The following is a 19,823-nucleotide window of genomic DNA, read 5'->3' on the forward strand; positions in this document are numbered from 1 at the left end:
AGCATCGCGAAGAACCCGTCGGGCTTGGCCAGCCCGGCAACGGCCAGCAGCGGCCGGTCGCGCAGGCGCACCACGCGGCTGGTGACGGCCTCGGTCACCCACCAGTCCTGCAGCGAGCAGATGGTGCCCAGGCGCCGCCAACCGATGAAGCCCGCGAGCGGTGTGCTGGGTGCGCCGGCGCTGTAGATCACCAGCGTGCGCCGCGGCAGCGCCTTGGGCAGGCGCTCGCGCAACGGGCCGGCCGGCAGCAGCCGGCCATTGCCGATGCCGCGCTCGTCGAAGACGATGATGTTCAGGTCCCGGGCCAGCGCAAGGTGCTGCAGGCCGTCGTCGGCCACCAGGATGTTCACCGCCGGATGGGCCTGGCACAGCGCCTGCGCGGCCCGTACCCGCTGCCGCGCCACCGCCACAGGAACGCCGGTGCGCAAGTGGATCAGCAGCGGTTCGTCGCCGACCTGCGCCGGGTCGCTGTCGTGCCGGACCAGTCGGGCGCCGTCCTCGGTTGCAGCGCCATGGCCGCGCGAGATCACGCCTGGCCGGTAGCCCAGCTGGCGCAGCAGTTGCACCAGCGCGATCACGACCGGTGTCTTGCCAGCGCCGCCGGCGATGATGTTGCCGACCACGATCACGGGCCGCGGGGCGGCCTGGGCACGCTGGATGCCAAGCCGGTACAGCCACCGCCGCGTGGCGGCCAAGGCGCCGAACAGCAGCGACAGCGGCCACAGCAGCAACATCGCAAGGCCTGGTCGTTGCCACTGCGCCATCAGCCACGCCTGCCAGGAGCGTGGCGTGGCGCTGTCGCTGGACGCGCCCATGCTGCGTCAGCGGTTGCTGCCGTCCACCTGTGTGGCGAAGGTCAGGCGCGGCAGCGAGGCACGCCGCGCCGCGTCCAGCACGTTGATCACCGATTGGTGTGCGGCCAGCGCATCGGCCGAAACGATCACCACACTGGCGTCTCCGCTGCCGGCGGCGGCCGCAGCGCGCAAGGCAGCCGCCAGCAGTTCGACGCTGCGGCCTTCCAGCGGTTGCCGGTTCACCAGGTACTGGCCGTCTGCGGTCACGGACACCAGGATCTCGCCAGGGCGTTCCTTCAGCTTTTCAGAATCCGCCACCGGCAGCGTGATTTGCAGTTCCGAGTACTTGCTGTAGGTGGTGGAGAGCATCAGGAAGATCAGCACCACCAACAGCACATCGATGAACGGGATCAGGTTGATTTCCGGCTCTTCGGTCCGGCGATGGCGGAAGTTCATGGCCGCACAGATGTTGCGTTAGGCGCCATCAGGCGGCCGGCGTGGTGGGCGCCGGCGCGGTGCGCAGCGCGAAACGCAGCAGGTGCGGCACCATGCGCTCGGCGGCGAGTTCCAGCGTCAGCGCGTATTCGTCGACCCGGCCACGGAAATAGCGGTAGAACATCAGCGACGGTATCGCGATGATTAGGCCGAAGGCGGTGTTGTACAGCGCCACCGAAATGCCGTGGGCCAGCAGCGCCGGGTTCGAGCCGCCGGTCGGTGCCTGCGACCCAAAGATGTCGATCATGCCGACCACCGTGCCGAACAGCCCCAGCAGCGGGGCAGCGGCGGCAATGGTGCCCAGCGTGTTGAGGTAGCGCTCGAGCTGGTGGACGCAGACGCGGCCGGCGTTCTCGAAGGCCTGGCGCAGCCCATGCTCGTTGATGCGCGGATCCGCACTCACCGCGCGCAGGCCACCGGCCAGCACCTGGCCCAGCACCGAGTTGTCGTGCAACTTGGCCACGACATCGGCGGCCGGCAGGCTCTGGCGGGTGACCGCCATCACCTCGTCCAGCAACTTGGGCGGCGCGATACGCCGCTCACGCAGGCTGATCAGCCGCTCGACCACGAGCGCCAGCCCCACCACGGAACACAGGATCAACGGCCAGATCGGCCAACCGGCCGCTTGTATGATCGACAGCAAAGGGTCCTCGTCCTTGTCTCGTTGTTGCCTTGTGCGGGCAGTTGAGCGGCATGCGGGCCGGCTGGGCAGGATTATGGCGTCACGGGCTCGGCGCACTGACGCATGGCCGCCACGCCGCGAGCCCCCGGCAACCGCTGCAAACAATTCACCGCTTCTGTGGACAAGTTTGTGGGCAAGCCGGTGGGCGGATGTGCCGGATCACGCAGATTCGGGCCTTGGCTTAGATTGCCACAAAAACGTGCAGCACATTTTCATTTCAAATCAAGGACTTGCACCATTGCGACGGTTCCGTGACGCGGCTCCGGGACGACTGTTCCCGGGCGCTGGGCCTGGGGAAATCCGCAGCGCGGGATGCGCGCGCCAGACCGTCGCGGCGTCGGCATGATCGAGAACCCTCAGCCCCACACCTGGGGCGTCAGCGCGCTGCTGCTGGCGGCCGCTGATGCGCTGCAACTGCGCTTCGGTGCACTGGCGGTGCGCGGCGAGATTTCGGGCTTCACCCGCGCCGCCAGCGGCCACTGCTACTTCAACTTGAAGGACGATGAAGGCCAGGCCGGCACCTTGCGGTGTGCGATGTTTCGTCGCGCGGCCAGCCTGCTGGACTTCCGCCCGGCCGATGGCCAGCTGGTTGAATTGCGGGGCCGCATCTCGGTGTACGAAGCGCGTGGCGAACTGCAATGTGTCGTCGAAGCCATGCAGCGCCTTGGCGCGGGGTCGCTCTATGAAGTGTTCCTGCGACTGAAGTCCAGGCTCGAGGCCGCGGGCTTGTTCGACCCCGCGCGCAAGCGGGCGATCGAGCGCCATCCGCGCCGCATCGGCATCGTCACCTCTCTGGGCGCTGCGGCCCTGCACGACGTGCTCACGGCGATCAGCCGCCGCGCGCCGCAGGTGGCGGTGGTGGTCTATCCCAGCAGCGTGCAAGGCGCCGAGGCGCCGGCACAACTGGTGCGGGCCCTCACGCTCGCCGGGGAGCGGCGTGAAGTCGACACGCTGATCGTCTGCCGCGGTGGGGGCTCGCTCGAGGACTTGTGGGCTTTCAATGACGAACAGGTCGTGCGGGCCATCGCGGCCAGCCCGATTCCCGTCGTCTGCGGGGTGGGCCACGAGACCGACCTGACCTTGGCCGAACTTGCCGCCGACCTGCGGGCACCGACCCCCACGGCGGCGGCCGAGCTGGCGACGCCCCGGCGCGACGAAGCCTTGGCGCGCCTGCAGCAGCTGGCGCACGCGCTGCAACGCGCCGCCCAGCGCCGGCTCGACGGTCAGGCGCAGCGGCTCGACCTGCTGGCACTGCAGCTCGGGCGGCCTGCGCGCCTGCTGCTGTTGCAGGCCACGCGGCTCTCGCAGTTCCAGTTGCGCGGCCAGCAGGCCCTGGTGCGGACACTCGATCGCCAGGGGCAGCGCCTCGACGATCTGTCGTTGCGCCTGCAGCAGGCCTGCCGGCGCCGTGTGCAGGCCGAGCAGCAGCGTCTGTCCCAGGCGCAACTGCGGCTCGAGGCGGTCGACCCGCGGCGAGTGCTGTCGCGCGGCTATGCCTGGCTTGCCGATGCGCAGGGCCGCGCAGTGACACAGGTGCAAGGCTTGCAGCGCGGACAGCGCCTGCAGGCGCAATGGGCCGATGGCCGGGCACAGGTGGACGTGGTCGAGGTGCAGCCGGGCGCCCCTGCGGCCTGAGTGCGCGGGTGGCGCGGTGCCGGGGCGGAAAGTCCGCAATGCCGTCGCGTACACCGGCGGCAGGGCCTCGGTGCGCTGCCTACAATGCGCCCGATTCAACCCCCTGGGGCCCGCTGCCGGGCGCCGCACACGTCAAGGACTCATCGCATGTCTAGCTTCTCTTTGCCCGCACTGCCTTACGCTCCGGACGCGCTCGCGCCGAACATGTCCAAGGAGACCTTCGAGTACCACTATGGCAAGCACCACCAGGCCTATGTGACCAACCTGAACAACCTGGTGCCCGGCACCGAGTTCGCTGGGCTGTCGCTCGAAGACATCGTCCGCAAGTCCAGCGGCCCGATCTTCAACAATGCCGCCCAGGTGTGGAACCACACCTTCTTCTGGAGCTGCATGAAGCCGGCCGGCGGCGGCGAGCCCAAGGGTGCGCTGGCGGCAGCGATCAACGCCAAGTGGGGCAGCTACGCGGCGTTCAAGGAAGCGTTCACGAAGAGCGCGGTGGGCAATTTCGGTTCCGGCTGGACCTGGCTGGTCAAGAAGGCCGATGGCTCGGTGGACATCGTCAATACCAGCAACGCCGGGACGCCGCTGACCACGGCCGACAAGCCGCTGCTGACGATCGACGTGTGGGAACACGCGTACTACGTCGACTATCGCAACGCCCGCCCGAAGTTCGTCGAGACCTTCCTGAACGCGCTGGTCAACTGGGACTTTGCCGAAGCCAATTTCGCTTGATTCGGCGGGGGTTTTCCCTTGTGCAGGGCCGGTCGCTGACCGGCCTTTTTGCTGGGCCCCCGGCGTTAGCATTGCGGCCCATGCGAATCCTGCTGGTCGAAGACGATGGTGCACTCTCGCTGGGCATCAGCCGGGCCTTCGAACGCGAGGGTTGGCGTGTCGACGTGCTCGGAGATGGCCAGCAGGCCATGGCAGAAGGGCTGGCTGCGCAATACGACGTGGCGGTCCTCGACCTCGGGCTGCCGCGCCGCGACGGCATGGAAGTGTTGCGCCACTGGCGCAGCCGGGGCGCACGCCTGCCCGTGCTGCTGCTGACCGCGCGCGACGAGTTGCACGACCGTGTGCAAGGCCTCAATGCCGGCGCCGACGACTACCTGACCAAGCCCTTCGACGTGGCCGAACTCGTGGCCCGTCTGCGTGCGCTGAAGCGTCGCGCCGATGGCCGCATCGACGAGGTGATCACCGTCGGCGAGCTGACGCTGGACCTCGCCAACCGCGAGTTGACACACCGCGGCGAGCGCGTGCGCATGAGCCCGCGGGAGATTGCGCTGACGCAGCTGCTGATGCAGCGCGTCGGCCGCGTGGTGCCCAAGGAAAGCATCATCGGCACCTTGTCGAGCTGGGAGGCCGACTTCAGCGAGAACTCGGTGGAGGTCTACGTGCATCGGCTGCGCAAGCGCTTCGCCGAGCTCGGCGTCGTGATCAAGACGGTGCGCGGATTTGGCTATGTGCTCGAAGCCGCGGCACCGGAGGCCACGGGCGCTGCAGCCGCCCCGCCTGGCGCCGGCTGAACGTGGCGGCCGGAGGACGCGCCGCGGGCCCGGTGCATGGTCCGAGCCTGCGGCGCCAGTTGTTGCAGCCGCTGTTCTGGGTCTGGGCCTCCGGCATGGTGATTGCCGTGGCGGGCGCGCTGCTGCTGGCACGCGCCGCCGCGAACGCGGCCTTCGATCGTGGCCTGCAGGACGAGGCCAGTGCGCTGGCCACGAAGGTGATCTGGTCCGACCGCGGGCCGCTGCTCGACCTGACCCGCCAGGCCATGGAACTGGTGACCTGGGATCGCGCGGACCGCAATGCCTTTGCGATGGTCGATGTCGATGGCAACGTGCTCGCGGGCGACGGGGACGTGCCGGTGCCCCCTGCGGAGCGCCGGCGCCAGAGCGTGCACCAGCCGATGGTGTTCAATGCCGACTATGCGCACGAGCCGGTGCGGGGCGTGGTGTTCTCGGTGATGTCGCCCATGCTCGACCGCATGGTGTCGATCATCGTCGTCGAGAGCACGCGCAAACGCTCGGCCGCCATGCGCGACATCCAGATCGGCATCGTGCTGCCGGCGGTGGCGCTCGGCGCGGTCACCTTCGCCCTGCTGGCCTGGGGCATCCGGCGCGGCCTCCAGCCCCTGCGTGACGTGGCCGCCGACGTGGCTGCCCGCGGCGCACAGGACTGGCGGCCCCTGCCGCTGCAGCAGGTGCCGGCCGAGGCGGTTCCCTTGATCGAGCGCATCAATACCTTGCTCGATGACGTGCAGCGTTCGATGTCGGTGCAGCGGCGCTTCATCGCGGATGCCGCGCACCAGCTGCGCACGCCGGTGGCGGGCATGCGCGTGCTGCTGCAGGACCTGCAGCAGGAACTGTCGAGCGCGACACCGGCCGATGGGCTGCGGGGCTGGCAGCCGGTGATGGCGCAGCTGCTCAGCTCGAACGACCGCATGGCGCGGCTGATCGGCCAGCTGCTGAGCCTGGCGCGGTCGGAGACCTCGCTGGCGGTGGACGCCGAGTACCAGACGCAGGACATCGTGCCGGTGTTGCGCGAGGCCACAGAACCGCTGGTGCTGCAGGCCCTGCGACTGGGTCGTTCGATCACGCTGGAGGCGCCTGACATGCCGGTCGCTGCGCGCATCCACCCGTTGTGGTTCGGCGAGGTGCTGGTGAACCTGCTGGACAACGCGCTGCGCTACGGCGGCGAGCACATCACGCTGCGCGTGCGGGCGGCCGATGCCGAACGACCGGTGCAGGTGGAGATCGAGGACGATGGGCCCGGTGTCCCCCCGGAGTTGCTGGGAAAGCTGTTCGAGCCCTTCTGGCGCGGCGAGCGCGCCGACCTGCGCAACGATGGCGGCACCGGCCTGGGCCTGGCCATCGCGCGCGAGATCGTCGAGCGCATGGGCGGACTGCTGGAGGCCACGACCCGGCCGCAGGTGCCGGGCATGCGCTTCACGATCGCGCTGGCCCCCTGATCCACAGGGGGGGCGAAGTCCCTCAGGAAGACTGCTTCGCGAACGGCGCGCCGCCCAGCTTGGTCCCGGCCTTGATGCCGCGCTGGGCGAACCAGCCCTGGTTCATTTCGAGGGCAAAGCGCACCGGCTTGGCCGAGCAGTGCGAGCTTTCGTCCATCGGCTGCATGTCGGCCAGGTTCACGATCGTGCCGTCATCGGCAACGAAGGCAATGGTCAGCGGCAGTCGCGTGTTCTTCATCCAGAAACACTGCGCCTGCGGGCTCTCGAACACGAACAGCATGCCGTCGTTGATCGGCATGTCGCGGCGGAACATCAGGCCGATCTGGCGCTGTTCGGGCGTGGCGGCGATCTGTGCGCGGATGCTGTGCATGCCGACTTTCAAGGTCAGTGTCTGCAACTGCTGCGGCTGGCCATCCTGGGCCTGGGTTGGCGAGGCGATGGCAACCGAGACGAGCAGTGCGCAGAAGGCTGGCTTGACAAGCATCATGCAAGGGCTCCGAAGGCTTCCTTAGCATTATCTCGTGTGCGTCGGGTGCGGGCGGCGCTGAGCGCGCTGCGGCACGGGGAAGGGTGAACGTGGTGGATTGGGCGCTGGCGATCAGCGCGTTGATGATGGGTCTGGCCGGAACGCCGCATTGCGCGGCGATGTGCAGTGCTGCCTGCGCCACGGCCTGCGGCCGCTCGACTGGCCAGACCATGGCCTTCCAGGGCGGGCGGCTGTTGGCCTATTCGGCGGCAGGGGCCGCGGCCGCGGCCAGCGCTGCCTGGCTCGCGCAGGCCAGCCAGGTGGTCGCCGTGCTGCGTCCGCTGTGGGCGCTGCTGCAGGCGGCTGGCCTGGCGCTGGGACTCTGGCTGATGCTGAAGGGGCGGCAACCGGCGTGGTGGGAACGCATCGGGCAGCGGCGGCCTCAGCCGGTCGCGGCGGCCCCGGGCGGGTGGCAGCGCATCCGCTTGCCAGCCCGCAGCGCGGCGATCGGGCTCGCGTGGGTCGCGTGGCCCTGCGGCTTGCTGCAGTCGGCCCTGTTGCTCGCCGTCCTGGCCAGCGGGCCCGTCGGCGGCGCACTGGTGATGGGCAGCTTCGCGCTCGCGTCGGCGCCGGGCCTGGTGCTTGCGCCGATGGTGTGGCGTCGGCTCGCGCCGGCCGGCGCCGGCAGCGCAGTGGCACAGGGCACCCTGCCGGTCCGCCTGGCCGGTGTCATGCTGGTCGCCGCGTCGGGCTGGGCCCTGGGGCACGGCCTCTGGGTCCAGGTCGCTGCGTGGTGCGCGACCTGATTGCGGCGGGTAGAAACAACAACGCCCGGCCGAAGGCCGGGCGTTGTTGGGAAGGTGCGCTGCCGCACCTTCCGGGAGAGCCGAAGAATTACTTCTTGGCGGCGGAAGCGGCCGGAGCGGCGTCCTTCTTGGCTTCCATCTTGGCTTCCTTCTTGGCGCCGGAAGCGGCGGCAGCCGGAGCTTCGGCCTTCTTCTCTTCCTTCTTGGCGTCAGCGGCGTAGGCGCCAGCAGTGGCGAAAGCGGCGGCGATCAGGGCGGCCAGGAGCTTGTTCATGTGAAAGTGCCTTTCGAAAGTTTGAATTCACCTTCCTACATTGGGAAGGCCTCACCGAAACGTCGTGCCCAAGCGGTCGGTTGACAGCTTCGGTGACATAAAATCTTTTGGTTAACCCCAACCCCAGCGCGAAAGCCAAACGCTCATGTATCAGCACATCAAGGTGCCCGAAGGCGGGCAGAAGATCACCGTCAACGCGGACTTCTCCCTCAACGTGCCCGATCAGCCGATCATTCCGTACATCGAGGGCGACGGCACCGGCTTCGACATCACGCCGGTGATGATCAAGGTGGTCGACGCTGCGGTGCAAAAGGCCTACGGCGGCAAGAAGAAGATCCACTGGATGGAGATCTACGCCGGCGAGAAGTCGACCAAGGTCTATGGCCCGGATGTGTGGCTGCCCGAGGAAACCCTGGCCGCGCTGCGCGAGTACGTGGTGTCGATCAAGGGCCCGCTGACGACGCCGGTCGGCGGCGGCATTCGTTCGCTGAACGTCGCGCTGCGCCAGGAACTTGACCTGTACGTCTGCCTGCGGCCGGTGCAGTACTTCAAGGGCGTTCCCTCGCCGCTGAAGGAGCCCGAGAAGACCAACATGGTGATCTTCCGCGAGAACTCGGAAGACATCTACGCCGGCATCGAGTACGAAGCCGAGACCGACAAGGCCAAGAAGCTGATCAAGTTCCTCGTCGACGAGATGGGCGTCAAGAAGATCCGCTTCCCGAATACCTCGGGCATCGGCATCAAGCCGGTCTCGCGCGAGGGTACCGAGCGCCTGGTGCGCAAGGCCTTCCAGTACGCCATCGACAACGACAAGCCCAACGTCACGCTCGTGCACAAGGGCAACATCATGAAGTACACGGAAGGTGGTTTCCGTGACTGGGGCTATGCGCTGGCCCAGAAGGAGTTCGGCGCCGAGTTGATCGACGGCGGACCGTGGTGCAAGTTCAAGAACCCGAAGACCGGCAAGGACATCGTGGTCAAGGACTCGATTGCCGACGCCTTCCTGCAGCAGATCCTGCTGCGCCCGGCCGAGTACTCCGTGGTGGCGACGCTGAACCTGAATGGTGACTACATCTCCGACGCGCTGGCGGCGCAGGTCGGCGGGATTGGCATCGCCCCCGGTGCGAACATGTCCGACTCGGTCGCGTGTTTCGAAGCGACGCACGGCACGGCGCCGAAGTACGCCGGCAAGGACTACGTGAACCCGGGTTCCGAGATCCTCTCGGCCGAGATGATGTTGCGCCACATGGGCTGGAAGGAAGCGGCCGACCTGGTGATCAGCTCGCTCGAGAAGGCCATCCTGAGCAAGAAGGTCACCTATGACTTCGCGCGCCTGATGGACGGCGCGACGCAGGTCTCCTGCTCCGGTTTCGGTCAGGTGATGATCGACCACATGTGATGTCGGGCCGCCGTGGCGGCCATCACACGCAAAAAGGCCCGCTGGATGCGGGCCTTTTTGCTGCCGGACAAACGACGATCGGGTCAGTTCGACGGCGACGGGTTGGATGACAGCGGACGGATGCTCTGGGCCAGGTTGCCTTTCGGCCCCTGGACCAAGTCGTAGCTGACTTTTCCGCCCTGTTTGAGGGTGCGGTAGCCATCCATCTGGATGGCGGAGAAATGCGCGAAGACATCGGGTCCACCTGCCTCGGGCTCGATGAAACCAAAGCCCTTGGCATCGTTGAACCACTTTACGGTTCCCGTTTGCATGCTTTTTGCTCCCTGATCGACCATTACAGCCTAGAAAAATTCTGGTGGGAGCCAAACCAGGCCGTCAAGGCGGTAACCTGGATCGAACGATGTCCAGAATTCCCTACAGTGGCCTCGGGCGGCAGGTCATCGATGCATGGTCCGGCATCTGGCCGCCGGGCGCGCCGCTTTTCACGGCTTGCGTTCACCCGCGGTGACGCAATATGGTCACCTAGCAAACCCGCCGGGACCCGAGTCGATAGAATGAATCATGCCCGAGAGCGATCCTCCTTCGCCGCCCGCGCCACCGCCTGCTGCCCCCCGTCGGGACGACTCGGGTGCCGTGGTGGCCGAGCGCAAGACGGCGCGTACCAAGCCGCCGCAGATGTACAAGGTAGTGCTGCTGAATGACGACTACACCCCAATGGAGTTCGTGGTCATGGTTTTGCAGCAATACTTCAAGCTCGATCTGGAAACGGCCACCCAGATCATGCTGAAGATCCATCACGAAGGGCGAGGCGTCTGCGGTGTGTTCACCAAGGACGTCGCTGCCACCAAGGTCGAACTGGTATTGGCCGCGGCGCGACGTGCCGGGCACCCGCTGCAGTGCATTATGGAGGCCGCATGATTGCGCAAGAACTGGAAGTCAGCCTGCACATGGCGTTCGTCGAGGCGCGCCAGCAGCGACATGAGTTCATCACCGTCGAGCACCTGTTGCTGGCGTTGCTGGACAACCCCTCGGCCGCTGAAGTGCTGAAGGCCTGCGCGGCCAACATCGATGACCTGCGCAAGAGCCTGACGACCTTCATCAAGGAAAACACGCCGACGGTCGGTGGCACCGAAGAGGTCGACACCCAGCCGACGCTGGGCTTCCAGCGCGTGATCCAGCGCGCGATCATGCATGTGCAGTCCACCGGCTCGGGCAAGAAGGAAGTGACCGGCGCCAACGTGCTGGTGGCCATCTTCGGCGAGAAGGACTCGCATGCCGTCTACTACCTGCACCAGCAGGGCGTGACGCGGCTCGATGTCGTCAACTACATTGCGCACGGCATCAAGAAGTCCGAGCCGCCGGAGCCCGCCAAGTCCAACGAGAACAACAACGAGGCCGAGAAGGAAGAAGCCAGCGACGCCAAGGGCTCGCCGCTCGACCAGTTCACGCAGAACCTGAACCAGCAGGCGCGAGACGGCAAGATCGATCCGCTGATCGGTCGCGAAGCCGAGGTCGAGCGTGTGATCCAGGTGCTGTGCCGTCGCCGCAAGAACAACCCGCTGCTGGTGGGGGAGGCCGGCGTCGGCAAGACCGCCATCGCCGAAGGCCTGGCCTGGCGCATCACGCAGAACGACGTGCCCGAAGTGCTGGCCGAGTCCACCGTCTACGCGCTGGACATGGGCGCGCTGCTGGCCGGCACCAAGTACCGTGGCGATTTCGAGCAGCGCCTGAAGGGCGTGCTGAAGCAGCTGAAGGACCAGCCGAACGCGATCCTCTTCGTCGACGAGATCCACACGCTGATCGGCGCCGGCGCGGCCTCCGGCGGCACGCTCGATGCCAGCAACCTGCTGAAGCCCGCGTTGAGCAACGGCGCGATGAAGTGCATCGGCGCGACGACCTTCACCGAGTACCGCGGCATCTTCGAGAAAGATGCGGCGCTGTCGCGGCGTTTCCAGAAGATCGACGTGGTCGAGCCCTCCGTCGAGCAGACCATCGAGATCCTGAAGGGCCTGAAGTCGCGCTTCGAGGACCACCACAACGTCAAGTACGCGCTGAATGCGCTGCAGGCGGCCGCCGAGCTGTCGGCCAAGTACATCAACGACCGGCACCTGCCCGACAAGGCGATCGACGTGATCGACGAGGCCGGCGCCGCGCAACGCATCCTGCCCAAGAGCAAGCAGAAGAAGACCATCACGAAGAACGAGGTCGAGGAGATCGTCGCGAAGATCGCGCGCATCCCGCCGGCCTCGGTTTCCAGCGACGACCGCAGCAAGCTCAAGAGCCTGGACCGCGACCTGAAGAGCGTCGTGTTTGGCCAGGACCCGGCCATCGACGCGTTGGCCGCGGCGATCAAGATGGCACGCTCGGGCCTGGGCAAGCCGGACAAGCCGATCGGCTCGTTCCTGTTCTCCGGCCCCACCGGCGTCGGCAAGACCGAGGTGGCCAAGCAGCTCGCCTACATCCTGGGCGTAGACCTGATCCGCTTCGACATGTCCGAGTACATGGAGCGCCATGCGGTCAGCCGGCTGATCGGTGCGCCCCCGGGCTACGTGGGCTTCGACCAGGGCGGCCTGCTGACCGAGGCGGTGACGAAGAAGCCGCACGCGGTGCTGCTGCTCGACGAGATCGAGAAGGCGCACCCGGACGTCTACAACGTGCTGCTGCAGGTGATGGACCACGGTTCGCTCACCGACAACAACGGGCGCAAGGCCGACTTCCGCAATGTCATCATCATCATGACGACGAACGCGGGTGCCGAGACGATGAACAAGTCGACGATCGGCTTCACCACCCGGCGCGAGCAGGGCGACGAGATGGCCGACATCAAGCGCATGTTCACGCCCGAGTTCCGCAACCGGCTCGACGCGACGGTCAGCTTCCGTGCGCTGGACGAGGACATCATCCTGCGCGTGGTCGACAAGTTCCTGCTGCAGCTCGAAAGCCAGCTGGCCGAGAAGAAGGTCGAGGTCACCTTCACCGACACGCTGCGCAAGCACCTGGCGAAGAAGGGCTTCGATCCGCTGATGGGCGCGCGGCCGATGCAGCGCCTGATCCAGGACACCATCCGTCGCGCGCTGGCGGACGAGTTGCTGTTCGGTCGCCTGGTCGATGGTGGCCGCCTGACGGTGGACATCAACGACGCCGGCGAAGTGCACCTCGACATCCAGCCGCCGCGCAAGAGCGACAAGCCCAAGACCGAGCCGACGCCGGCCTGAGCCGGGGCTGATCAGCAGGACGCTGCGGGGTCCTGCATGAAATAGCACGCCAGCATCTCGTACAAAGCGGGATGTTCGGCGCGCATTTCCTTGGGCGTGACGAAGAAGCCTTCGGCCGCGACCGCGAAGAACTCGTCCACGCTGGTCGCGCCGTAGGGGTCCAGGACCGTGTCGATGCCGGCGTCGACGGCATCGCAGAAGCGCTCGTACTCGGCGTCGATCACCGCGATCCAGGCTTCGCGCGCTTCGGCGTTGGGCAGGGGCGGTACGCCGTCCGGCTCGCCGTCGCCCATGTCGAGCACATGCGCGAACTCGTGGATCACGACGTTGTAGCCCCAGTCGGCAGACTCGCCGGCGCTGCTGACGTCGTGCCACGAGAGCATCACCGGTCCGCCCTCCATCGCCTCGCCGCTCAGCACCTCGTCGTAGGCATGCACGACGCCATCTTCGTCGGTCACCTCGCGGCGCGCCACCACCTCGTCGGGATGCACGACGATCCCCACGAAGCTGCGATATGGCTGCAACCCGAGGTTCAACACCGGCAGGCAGGCCTGTGCCGCGATGTTGACGGCCATCGCGTCGTCGACCACCAGACCGCCGGCGCCGGTGAACTCCTTTTCGTCGAGGAACAGGCTGGCCAGCTTGCGCAGACGCTCCAGGTCCTCGGCCGGCCAGCGGGCCAGGAAGGGCAGTTGCGCCAGGGTGAGTGCCCAGAGCTCGTCGGGAATCGCTCGGCGGGCCAAGGCCTGCGCCTCGCGCCGGGCGCGCCAGCGATCGAGCAGGCGCCTCACCGCGCGGACGCCAGGTCGAGCGCCGCGAGTCCTTCAGGGAGCAGGCGCAGCGCGCGCGCGCGGGCAGGCGTGGTGTCGAAGTCCCAGTCGCCTAGCACGTATCGTGTGCGGCCATCGGCTGATACATGCCGGCCGGGCCGATGGGTATGGCCGTGCACCATGATCGATGCGGCGGCCTGCTGCAGCCAGGCCGCGGCGGCTGCATCATCGACGTCTGACCACAAGCCGGGCGCCATGCCGGCCTGATGCTCGGCGCTGGCCTCGCGCATCGCGCGGGCCTGGGCCTGGCGGTCGGCCAGCGGCTGAGACAGGAACCGCTGCTGCCAGCCGGCGTTGCGCACCTGGTGGCGAAACTGCTGGTAGCCGGTGTCGGACAGGCACAGTGCATCGCCGTGGGTCAGCAGCAGGCGATGCTGCCAGGCCGACAGCAGTGTGGGGTCGGCCAGCCGGTGCACGCCGCAATCGGCCAGCAATTCATCGCCGACGAGGAAATCGCGATTGCCGGGCATGAAGGCCAGCATCCGGCGCCGCGATGCCTCGCGCAGCACTTCGCAGCACTGCGCTTCGAAGCCGTCGAAGCGGGCGTCGTCGCCGATCCATGCCTCGAACACATCGCCCAGCATCAGCACCGCGTCGGCTTCGGTGTGCAGCAGGTGCCTGCGCCAGGCCTCGAAGGTGCGCGGCATGCCGGCCTGCAGGTGCACGTCCGACAGCAGGTCGATCGCCGACCAGCGCGGGTCGGCGCGCCATTCGGCGATGGGCGGCACGGAGTCAGGCGACTTCGACAACCTTCTCGATCACCACGTCGACGTTCGGCACGTCGTCATGGAAGCCCTTGCGGCCGGTGGCGACGCGCTCGATCTGATCCACGACCTCGGTGCCGGCCACCACCTTGCCGAACACGGCATAGCCCCAGCCCTGCGGCGACTCGGACTTGAAGTTCAGGAACTCGTTGTCGGCGGTGTTGATGAAGAACTGCGCGGTGGCCGAATGCGGCGCATTGGTGCGGGCCATCGCCAGCGTGTACTTGAAATTCTTCAGGCCGTTGTTGGCTTCGTTGGCGATCGGCTCGCGCGTGGGCTTCTGGCTCATGCCGGGCGCGAAACCACCGCCCTGGATCATGAAGCCCTTGATCACCCGGTGGAACACCGTGCCGTCGTAGTGGCCGCTTCGAACATAGCCCAGGAAGTTCTCGACGCTGGCGGGCGCGGCAACATCGTCCAGCTCGATGCGCAGCACGCCGGCGCTGGTGGTCATTTCAACGGTCTTGCTCATTTCACTTCTCCAGGCTGGCCTTGTTGATGACCACCGCTGTGGTCGGAACATTTTCGAAACCGCTCTTGATGCCGGTGGGCACCGCGCGAATCTTGTCGACGACGTCCATGCCTTCGACCACGTGGCCGAACACCGCATAGCCGAAGCCGTCGCGCGCGTTGGCGGCGTCGAGAAAGAGGTTGTCGTTGACGTTGATGAAGAACTGCGCGGTCGCTGAATTGGGGTTCGGCGTGCGCGCCATCGCCAGCGTGCCGCGCTGGTTGGACAGGCCGTTGCGGGCCTCCAGCGGAATCGGCGCGCGGGTGGGCCGTTCCTTCATGTCCGGGCCGAAGCCGCCGCCCTGGATCATGAAGTTGTCGATCACGCGGTGGAACACCGTGCCGTTGTAGTGGCCGGCTTTCACGTACTGCACGAAGTTCTCGACAGTCTTAGGCGCCTTCTCGGGCTCCAGCTGCAGCACGATGTCGCCCAGGCTGGTGGACAGGCGCACCTTCTGTGCCATCGCGCTGCCGCACAGGGCAAGACCGAGGACAAGGGCCAAGAGCCAACGGGAGGATGCTGAACGCATGGGTGCAGTGCTTCCTTCGGGGGATGAGGGATCGGGTGTTCGGAGCAGGGAGGTGGGCGCGCCGGCGCCTTCAGCGGGCCGTCAGTTCGCGCACCAACCGCAGTTTGCGCTGCAGTTGTGGGTCGAGTCCGCGGCTGCCGGCAGCGGCTTGTTCGTAGGCACGCAGGGCCAGGCGTGCGAAGACATCCCCCAGGTTTTCGCGGGCGGCCTGGTAGGCGGGGTCGTTGCGCAGCGCGGCTTCGAGCAATTCGCGCGCGCTGTCCAGCTGACCGCGCGCGGCCTGCAGCACGGCCAGGTTGTTGAAGGGCTCCGGAAGGTCCGGGTAGTCCTGCGTCATGCGCTCGAACACAGCCATGGCCTCGGGCTCGCGCTGGGTCTCCGACAGCATCACGCCGCGCAGGAAGCGCAGACGCGCGTTGTCCGGCTGGGCAGCAATGGCCTGGTCCACACGCTGGAAGGCCTGCGTCACGTCGCCCGAGCGGAAGATGCGCTCGATATCGCGCGAAAGGTCCGGTGCCTCGGTCGCCGCGAGCGCCGCCGTGGCGACCATCAAGGCCAGCAGGCTGGAGCAGCAGCGGATCACGGCAGGCAAGCGCACGAGGTGAACGAGGGCAGGGTGGGTTGTCGCGGGCGAAGGGGTGCGCGGCAGGCCGCCGCTATACTGAATTGAAGATTGTAGGGCGGCAGCAGCGGCCCTATGCCGAGCCCGGGCTGCGCACACGTCCTCCGTTCTTCCGATGAGCCTTCGCATCTACAACACGCTGACCCGCAGCGTGGAGCCATTCGTCCCCATCGAGCCCGGCCATGTCCGCATGTACGTCTGCGGCATGACGATCTACGACCTGTGCCACATGGGGCACGCGCGGATGATGATGGCCTTCGACGTGGTGTACCGGTGGCTGCTGGCCAGCGGCTACCGCGTGACCTACGTCCGCAACATCACCGACATCGAGGACAAGATCATCCGGCGTGCGGTCGAGCGGGGCATCACGATCCGCGCCCTCACCGACGAGATGATCGCCGCGATGCGCCAGGACCTCGGCGCGATCGGCGCGGCCCAACCGACGCACGAGCCGCGCGCCACCGAGTACGTGCCGCAGATGTTGTCGATGATCGGCACGCTGGAGGACAAGGGCCTGGCCTACCGCGCAACGAACGGCGACGTGAACTACGCGGTGCGCAGGTTCGCGGGCTACGGCAAGCTCTCGGGCAAGTCGATCGACGAGCTGCGCGCGGGGGAACGGGTCGCGGTCCAGGAAGGCAAGGACGATCCGCTGGACTTCGTGCTGTGGAAGGCTGCCAAGCCCGAGGAGCCGGAGGATGCCAAGTACGACGGGGCCTATGGCCCGGGACGGCCGGGCTGGCATATCGAGTGCTCGGCCATGAGCTGCGCGCTGCTGGGCGAGCGCTTCGACATCCATGGCGGCGGCATGGACCTGCAGTTCCCGCACCACGAGAACGAGATCGCCCAGAGCGAGGGGGCGTTCGGCCATCCGTTCGTCAACTACTGGCTGCACAACGGCTTCCTGAACGTCGACAACGAGAAGATGTCGAAGTCGCTCGGCAACTTCTTCACCATCCGCGACGTGCTGCAGCGCTACGACGGCGAGTCGCTGCGCTTCTTCATGCTGCGCACGCACTACCGCAGCCCGTTCAACTTCAGCGACGCCAACCTCGACGATGCGCGCACGGCGCTGCGCCGGCTGTACACCGCGCTCGATGGCGTGGCCGTGCCGGCCGAGAACCGCGCGATCGACTGGGCCCAGCCGCAGGCGGCGGCCTTCCGCGCGGCGATGGACGAGGACTTCAACACGCCCGGCGCGCTGGCGGTGCTGTTCGAGTTGGCCAGCGAGCTCAACCGCACGCGCTCGACCGACACCGCGGCACTGTTGCGTGCGCTGGCGGGCACGCTGGGGGTGCTGCAACAGGTGCCGAAGGCCTATCTGCAAGGCGGTGCAGGCCTGGACGCGGCAGCGATCCAGGCCTTGATCGATGCACGGGCCGCGGCCAAGCAGGCGAAGAACTTCGCGGAGGCCGATCGCATTCGCAAGGAGCTCGCCGCGCAGGGCATCGAGTTGAAGGATTCGCCGCAAGGCACGAGCTGGGTACGGACCTGACATGCCAAGGAGCCCATCCGCGGGCGTCACGCCCGACTACTGGGACGAGGCCTGTCGCCACCTGGTCAAGCGCGACCGGGTCATGAAGAAGCTGATCCCGCAGTTCGGCGAAGGCCGGCTGCAGAGTCGCGGCGATGCGTTCACCACATTGGCCCGATCCATCGTCGGCCAGCAGATCTCGGTGAAGGCCGCGCAATCGGTGTGGGAGAAGTTCGCTGCACTGGTCGGCGGCCCCTCGACGCGGCTCGCGCCCGGCGCGGTGCTGCAGGTCTCGGTGCCCGACCTGCGCGGCGCCGGCCTGTCGGCGCGCAAGGCCGAGTACCTGGCTGACCTGGCCCGCCATTTCGAAGCGGGCACCGTCCACGTGCGGCAATGGCAGCAGATGGACGACGAAGCGATCATCGACGAGCTGGTCGCCATCCGGGGCATCGGCCGCTGGACCGCCGAGATGTTCCTGATCTTCCACCTGATGCGTCCGAACGTGCTCCCGGTGGACGACCTCGGCCTGATCAAGGGCATCAGCCTGAACTACTTCAGCGGCGAACCGGTGTCGCGGGCGGAGGCGCGCGAGGTGGGCGAGGCCTGGGCCCCTTTCCGCTCGGTGGCCACATGGTACATTTGGCGCAGCCTCGATCCCCTGCCGGTGGACTACTGAGGCCCTGGCCGCCCTGCGGCCCGTTCCCCGACCCGAAGGGGTTCGCAACCTACCTTCAGAGGCAATGAGCAAACGACACTTCCTCGAGTTCGAGCAGCCGATTGCCGAGCTGGAATCGAAGATCGAAGAGCTGCGCTACGTCCAGAACGAGTCGGCCGTCGATATTTCGGAAGAGATCGAGCGGCTCGACAAGAAGAGCCAGCAGCTCGCCAAGGACATTTACGCCAACCTGTCGCCGTGGCAGGTCACGCTGATCGCCCGGCACCCCCAGCGCCCCTACACGCTGGACTACGTCAACGAGATCTTCACCGACTTTCAAGAGCTCCACGGCGACCGCGCGTTCGCCGACGATGCCTCGATCGTCGGCGGCATGGCCCGATTCAACGGCCAGGCCTGCATGGTCATCGGCCACCAGAAGGGCCGTGACACGAAGGAGCGCGCCTCGCGCAACTTCGGCATGTCGCGCCCCGAGGGCTATCGCAAGGCGCTGCGGCTGATGAAGCTGGCCGAGAAGTTCGGCCTGCCGGTGTTCACCTTCGTCGACACGCCGGGCGCCTATCCCGGCATCGGCGCCGAGGAACGCGGCCAGTCCGAGGCCATCGGCCGCAACATCTTCGAGATGTGCCAGCTCGAAGTGCCGATCATCACCACCATCATCGGTGAAGGTGGCTCCGGCGGCGCGCTGGCCATCAGCGTGGCCGACCAGCTGCTGATGCTGCAGTTCTCGGTGTATTCGGTGATCTCGCCCGAAGGCTGTGCATCCATCCTCTGGAAGACCAGCGAACGTGCGAGCGACGCGGCCGAGGCGCTGGGCATCACCGCGCATCGGCTGAAGGCGCTGGGCCTCATCGACAAGGTCGTCAGCGAGCCGGTGGGGGGCGCTCACCGCGACCCGCGGCAGATGGCCTCGCAGCTCAAGCGCGGCCTGGTCGATGCCTTGCGCCAGGTCTCGGACCTCAAGCTGAAGGACCTGCTGCAGCGCCGCTATGACCGCCTGCAGGCCTATGGCCGCTACGCCGACACGAAGGAGCGCTGACGCGCCGGCCTGACGAAGACGCCACCGCACCGGTGGTGGCGGTGGCCTTCAGCGGCGGGCGCGACTCGCTCGCCTTGCTGCATGCCACGCTGCGCGCCGCGCAGCCGCTTGGACTCTGGGTGGTGGCGCTCCATGTGCACCACGGCCTGCAGCCGCAGGCTGATGCGTGGTTGCAATCCGCGCAGGACCTGTGCCGCCGTTGGCGGCGTGCCGGCTGGCCACTGCGCCTGTACTGGCGCCGGCTGAGCGGCTCGCCGGCGAGCGGCGACAGCATTGAAGCCTGGGCGCGCAGCGAACGCCGTCGTGCATTGGCCGAGATGGCCACCGAGGCCGGGGCTTCGCTGCTGCTGCTGGCCCAGCATCGCCGCGATCAGGCGGAGACCTTCCTGCTGCAAGCCTTGCGCGGCGCCGGGCCGCGCGGCCTGGCGGCGATGCCGCATTCGGTCGATCGCGGCGGCGTGTGCTGGGCGCGACCCTGGTTGGCCCAGCCGCGTGAAGCCATTGACGCGTACATTGCGCGCTATCGACTGCGACCGATCGAGGACCCATCGAACACCGATCCGCGCTTCGCTCGCAACCGCCTGCGGCTGCAGGTCTGGCCGGCGCTCACGTCGGCCTTCCCGGAAGTCGAGCCTGCGCTGTGCCTGGCC

Annotated in this window: 23 protein-coding genes; 12 read left to right on the forward strand and 11 right to left on the reverse strand. The window is 67.3% G+C overall.

The window, feature by feature from the left end; genetic code table 11:
* From lpxK to ACILR4_RS26960, 3 genes are all read right to left on the reverse strand, one after another.
* A partial coding sequence (gene lpxK, locus ACILR4_RS26950) for a tetraacyldisaccharide 4'-kinase (RefSeq protein WP_395703985.1) occupies nt 1-734 on the reverse strand: 734 nt, incomplete at its 3' end.
* Between the two features lie 87 nt (nt 735-821).
* On the reverse strand, nt 822-1,250 hold the full coding sequence (locus ACILR4_RS26955; protein ID WP_395703986.1) for an ExbD/TolR family protein: 429 nt from the start codon (nt 1,248-1,250) through the stop codon (nt 822-824).
* Between the two features lie 28 nt (nt 1,251-1,278).
* Nucleotides 1,279-1,932 (reverse strand): MotA/TolQ/ExbB proton channel family protein, encoded by a 654-nt coding sequence (locus ACILR4_RS26960; RefSeq protein WP_395703987.1) that lies wholly within the window; start codon nt 1,930-1,932, stop codon nt 1,279-1,281.
* A gap of 381 nt (nt 1,933-2,313) precedes the next feature.
* Between ACILR4_RS26960 and xseA the strand changes: the two genes are divergently transcribed.
* The 4 genes from xseA to ACILR4_RS26980 all read left to right on the forward strand — a co-directional run bounded on the left by xseA (nt 2,314) and on the right by ACILR4_RS26980 (nt 6,571).
* Nucleotides 2,314-3,606 (forward strand): exodeoxyribonuclease VII large subunit, encoded by a 1,293-nt coding sequence (gene xseA / locus ACILR4_RS26965; RefSeq protein ID WP_395703988.1) that lies wholly within the window; start codon nt 2,314-2,316, stop codon nt 3,604-3,606.
* 147 nt (nt 3,607-3,753) lie between these two features.
* A complete protein-coding gene (locus ACILR4_RS26970) occupies nt 3,754-4,338 on the forward strand; it encodes a superoxide dismutase (RefSeq protein WP_395703989.1) in 585 nt (194 codons plus the stop codon).
* An 80-nt stretch (nt 4,339-4,418) separates the two neighbouring features.
* A complete protein-coding gene (locus ACILR4_RS26975) occupies nt 4,419-5,129 on the forward strand; it encodes a response regulator (protein ID WP_395703990.1) in 711 nt (236 codons plus the stop codon).
* Between the two features lie 32 nt (nt 5,130-5,161).
* A complete protein-coding gene (locus ACILR4_RS26980; protein WP_395703991.1) occupies nt 5,162-6,571 on the forward strand; it encodes a sensor histidine kinase in 1,410 nt (469 codons plus the stop codon).
* 22 nt (nt 6,572-6,593) lie between these two features.
* Here ACILR4_RS26980 and ACILR4_RS26985 read toward each other — a convergent pair whose 3' ends face one another.
* Complete coding sequence (locus tag ACILR4_RS26985) at nt 6,594-7,055, reverse strand: DUF192 domain-containing protein (RefSeq protein ID WP_395704007.1); 462 nt, start codon at nt 7,053-7,055, stop codon at nt 6,594-6,596.
* Nucleotides 7,056-7,141: 86 nt separating this feature from the next.
* On the opposite strand from ACILR4_RS26985, the gene ACILR4_RS26990 reads away from it, so the two are divergent.
* Nucleotides 7,142-7,843, forward strand: coding sequence for a sulfite exporter TauE/SafE family protein (locus ACILR4_RS26990; RefSeq protein WP_395703992.1), 702 nt, complete (start codon nt 7,142-7,144; stop codon nt 7,841-7,843).
* Nucleotides 7,844-7,931: 88 nt separating this feature from the next.
* On the opposite strand, the gene ACILR4_RS26995 is transcribed toward ACILR4_RS26990, so the two are convergent.
* Nucleotides 7,932-8,117 carry a hypothetical protein gene (locus ACILR4_RS26995; RefSeq protein WP_395703993.1) on the reverse strand — a complete coding sequence of 62 codons (186 nt, stop codon included), beginning with the start codon at nt 8,115-8,117 and terminating at the stop codon, nt 7,932-7,934.
* A gap of 145 nt (nt 8,118-8,262) precedes the next feature.
* Here ACILR4_RS26995 and icd point away from each other — a divergent pair, with 145 nt between their 5' ends.
* Entirely contained in the window at nt 8,263-9,516 is a 1,254-nt protein-coding gene (gene icd, locus ACILR4_RS27000) for an NADP-dependent isocitrate dehydrogenase (protein ID WP_395703994.1), read from the forward strand.
* A gap of 83 nt (nt 9,517-9,599) precedes the next feature.
* Here icd and ACILR4_RS27005 read toward each other — a convergent pair whose 3' ends face one another.
* Nucleotides 9,600-9,827, reverse strand: coding sequence for a cold shock domain-containing protein (locus ACILR4_RS27005; protein ID WP_395703995.1), 228 nt, complete (start codon nt 9,825-9,827; stop codon nt 9,600-9,602).
* A gap of 250 nt (nt 9,828-10,077) precedes the next feature.
* On the opposite strand from ACILR4_RS27005, the gene clpS reads away from it, so the two are divergent.
* Nucleotides 10,078-10,434 carry an ATP-dependent Clp protease adapter ClpS gene (gene clpS / locus ACILR4_RS27010; RefSeq protein WP_395703996.1) on the forward strand — a complete coding sequence of 119 codons (357 nt, stop codon included), beginning with the start codon at nt 10,078-10,080 and terminating at the stop codon, nt 10,432-10,434.
* The gene (clpA, locus tag ACILR4_RS27015) at nt 10,431-12,731 is read left to right on the forward strand and encodes an ATP-dependent Clp protease ATP-binding subunit ClpA (protein ID WP_395703997.1); all 2,301 of its coding nucleotides are present in this window, start codon (nt 10,431-10,433) and stop codon (nt 12,729-12,731) included. The genes clpS and clpA overlap by 4 nt, the downstream gene beginning before the upstream one ends.
* 11 nt (nt 12,732-12,742) lie before the next feature.
* On the opposite strand, the gene ACILR4_RS27020 is transcribed toward clpA, so the two are convergent.
* The 5 genes from ACILR4_RS27020 to ACILR4_RS27040 form a co-directional block, all read right to left on the reverse strand.
* Entirely contained in the window at nt 12,743-13,522 is a 780-nt protein-coding gene (locus tag ACILR4_RS27020) for a zinc-dependent peptidase (protein ID WP_395703998.1), read from the reverse strand.
* A complete protein-coding gene (locus ACILR4_RS27025; RefSeq protein ID WP_395703999.1) occupies nt 13,519-14,289 on the reverse strand; it encodes a UDP-2,3-diacylglucosamine diphosphatase in 771 nt (256 codons plus the stop codon). Before ACILR4_RS27025 ends, ACILR4_RS27020 begins: the two co-directional genes overlap by 4 nt.
* 4 nt (nt 14,290-14,293) lie before the next feature.
* Nucleotides 14,294-14,797 carry a peptidylprolyl isomerase gene (locus tag ACILR4_RS27030; protein WP_395704000.1) on the reverse strand — a complete coding sequence of 168 codons (504 nt, stop codon included), beginning with the start codon at nt 14,795-14,797 and terminating at the stop codon, nt 14,294-14,296.
* 1 nt (nt 14,798) lies between these two features.
* Complete coding sequence (locus ACILR4_RS27035; RefSeq protein WP_395704001.1) at nt 14,799-15,365, reverse strand: peptidylprolyl isomerase; 567 nt, start codon at nt 15,363-15,365, stop codon at nt 14,799-14,801.
* A gap of 70 nt (nt 15,366-15,435) precedes the next feature.
* Nucleotides 15,436-15,963 carry a tetratricopeptide repeat protein gene (locus ACILR4_RS27040; RefSeq protein ID WP_395704002.1) on the reverse strand — a complete coding sequence of 176 codons (528 nt, stop codon included), beginning with the start codon at nt 15,961-15,963 and terminating at the stop codon, nt 15,436-15,438.
* Between the two features lie 139 nt (nt 15,964-16,102).
* Here ACILR4_RS27040 and cysS point away from each other — a divergent pair, with 139 nt between their 5' ends.
* The 4 genes from cysS to tilS form a co-directional block, all read left to right on the forward strand.
* On the forward strand, nt 16,103-17,482 hold the full coding sequence (gene cysS / locus ACILR4_RS27045; protein WP_395704003.1) for a cysteine--tRNA ligase: 1,380 nt from the start codon (nt 16,103-16,105) through the stop codon (nt 17,480-17,482).
* 1 nt (nt 17,483) lies between these two features.
* Complete coding sequence (locus tag ACILR4_RS27050; protein ID WP_395704004.1) at nt 17,484-18,137, forward strand: DNA-3-methyladenine glycosylase family protein; 654 nt, start codon at nt 17,484-17,486, stop codon at nt 18,135-18,137.
* A 64-nt stretch (nt 18,138-18,201) separates the two neighbouring features.
* Nucleotides 18,202-19,173 carry an acetyl-CoA carboxylase carboxyltransferase subunit alpha gene (locus tag ACILR4_RS27055; protein WP_395704005.1) on the forward strand — a complete coding sequence of 324 codons (972 nt, stop codon included), beginning with the start codon at nt 18,202-18,204 and terminating at the stop codon, nt 19,171-19,173.
* Nucleotides 19,174-19,208: 35 nt separating this feature from the next.
* On the forward strand, nt 19,209-19,823 hold a 615-nt coding region (gene tilS / locus ACILR4_RS27060), incomplete at its 3' end, for a tRNA lysidine(34) synthetase TilS (RefSeq protein ID WP_395704006.1).

This window comes from Aquabacterium sp., assembly GCF_044226965.1.
Lineage (GTDB): Bacteria > Pseudomonadota > Gammaproteobacteria > Burkholderiales > Burkholderiaceae_C > Pseudaquabacterium.